This is a genomic window from Nocardia sp. BSTN01 (assembly GCF_015354405.1).
GTDB lineage: Bacteria > Actinomycetota > Actinomycetes > Mycobacteriales > Mycobacteriaceae > Nocardia.
Genome location: NZ_JADKYP010000133.1, coordinates 1 through 2172, shown reverse-complemented (window position 1 = coordinate 2172; position 2172 = coordinate 1). Strand labels below are relative to the sequence as shown.

Here is a 2172-nt window from a genome sequence, read left to right as displayed (position 1 = left end):
CCGGGGACGACGGGTCGCGACGTGGCTGTTGCTGACGATTCTGTTGCTGTTCGTCGCGCCGATCGGTGTGGGTGCGGTGGCGACCGCACAGTCGCGGACCGATGCCGCGGGTGCCTCGACAATCGATGCGATCGGCTGGATGGACGTACGGGATTCGTCCGGAACGTCGGTCTCGGACTACGTCTTCGCCACCAACCACGGCAGCCTGCTGCACCCTGGGAACACCGCGCTGTCGACGGTGCTGGATTTGGAATTCGCCGGTTTCATGGCGATCGCCGTCACCGCGATCTGGCTGATCGGGTACGCGATCAGTTTTCGCTGGCTCCAGTTGGTCTCGGTGCCGCTGACCGAGGTCGCCGATACCCTCGCCGGACAGATCGGCACCCCGATGGTCATGACGGTGGCCGCCAGTGTCGGCGCGTTCTTCGTCGCGTGGTTCGTCCTGCGGGGGCTGTTCAGCAAGGCCACGTTGCAGGTGCTGACGATGCTGGCGGTCGCGCTTTTCGGGGTCGGCTATCTCGCGCATCCGATGGCCGACGTGCTGTCGCCCCACGGGCTGCTCGCCGAGGGCCGCGATGTGGGAGTCGCGGTGGCGGCGGGGCTGAACGGTGATGCGAATCCGAACCCGCAATCGGTGGTTGCCACGATGGAGAACACTCTGGCCGACAATTTCGTGCGCCACCCGTTGCAGGTCTGGAACTTCGGGCATGTCGTCGACCGCTCGCCGGCGTGCCGGTCCGAATGGTCGGCAGGAGTCGCGGCGGGCAGTGATGCCCGTGTAGCGAGCGGCATGCAGCGCTGCGGCGATACCGCGGCCTACACCAAATCTCAGAACCCCAATGCCGGGCAGGTCTGCACCGGTCTGCTGTTGTTGCTGTTCGCGGCGGTGCTGCTGCTGTTCGGGGTGTATCTGTCGGGCAAGATCGTGGTGGCGGCGGCCGAGGCGATCTATCACGCGTTCATGGCGATATTCGGTTTCGCGGCAGGCGGTTTCGTCTACGGGCCGACGCAGACCTTCCTGGTCCGCAATCTGGTCGACGCGTTCGTGTCTGCGGGCAAGATGGTCGCGTTCACCATCTATCTCGGGGTGTACGCGCTGGTGCTCGACGATCTGTTCCGGCAGACCCCCGGGCAGGGGATGGAGGTGATCTTCGTCGGCGGTGCGGTGATGGTCGTCGGCGTGGTGTTGCTGCGCCGAGTCGGCAAGAACGTGGCCGCGCGCGGCAATCAGGCGGTGGCGCGCATAGGTTCGGCGCTCGCGGGAGGGCAGGCCGGTGCCGGCGGTGCGGCCCCGGCGATCGGCGCGGGCGCGCCGTCGGGTTCGGAACGGCTGCTCACGGCGCTGGCGGCGATCAATACCGTGAACGCGAACCCGGTGGCCGAATACATGATGGGACGCAGGCGTTTTCCGCTCAGCTCACGCTCACGGCTGCGGCAGGACGCGGAGACGGCCAATATGCGCATCGCCGCGGAGTCGGGGCGCCGAGGCTGGATCCTGAACTACAACCGGACCAGGGAACAGATCATCGACTCGGCTCGCTCGGCTGCCGGTGAATACGGCCACACGCCGCTGGGCGCCGCGGTCGCGGTGGATCGCGTCGTCGATCGCGGCGGCGGCCTCGGTGACGCCGATTCCGCCCTGACCAGCGCCGGTTTCACCGACAAGCAGATGCGTCTGGATGCCATTCGCGCCTACAACTACCGCACCAGCTGGGGCCCCAACATGTGGGACGGAGACAAGCATCTCGGCCAGGCGATCGCCTCGATGAACGTCCTCAAACTCGGGCGCACACCGGCGAACGTGGCGTTGTTCCAGCGCACGGCGCACCGGCTGGCCAACCGCCGGTTCGCCGACCCGGAGTTGCGGTTCAGCAGTTTCGACGCCGAGGAGCAGGCGTTGTTGCGCGCCTACTTCGCCAACCCGAGCAAGCCGGTGATCGAACGAATCAACCAGGTCGCCACCGGTTCGGCGACCACGTTGCCCGGAATCACCGGCCCCGTCGAACCCGAGCGCGCGGCATTGATGAACCGCTTCATCAACGTGCATCTCAGCCGCAGCTATCTCGCGGCCGCGCAGGCGGAGGATTTGCCGGCCGCGTCGGAGATTCTGCGGAAGATGGCGTTGCCCGAGTACTGGCTGGGGACCAGCAAACTGACTCCGTCCAAGGCCAT

Annotated in this window: 1 protein-coding gene; it reads left to right on the top strand. The window is 66.7% G+C overall.

Annotated features, from left to right (window positions below; all coding sequences use genetic code 11):
• Positions 1 to 2172 (top strand): hypothetical protein (locus tag IRT45_RS36085; RefSeq protein WP_194810233.1); only part of this gene is annotated, 2172 nt, incomplete at both ends.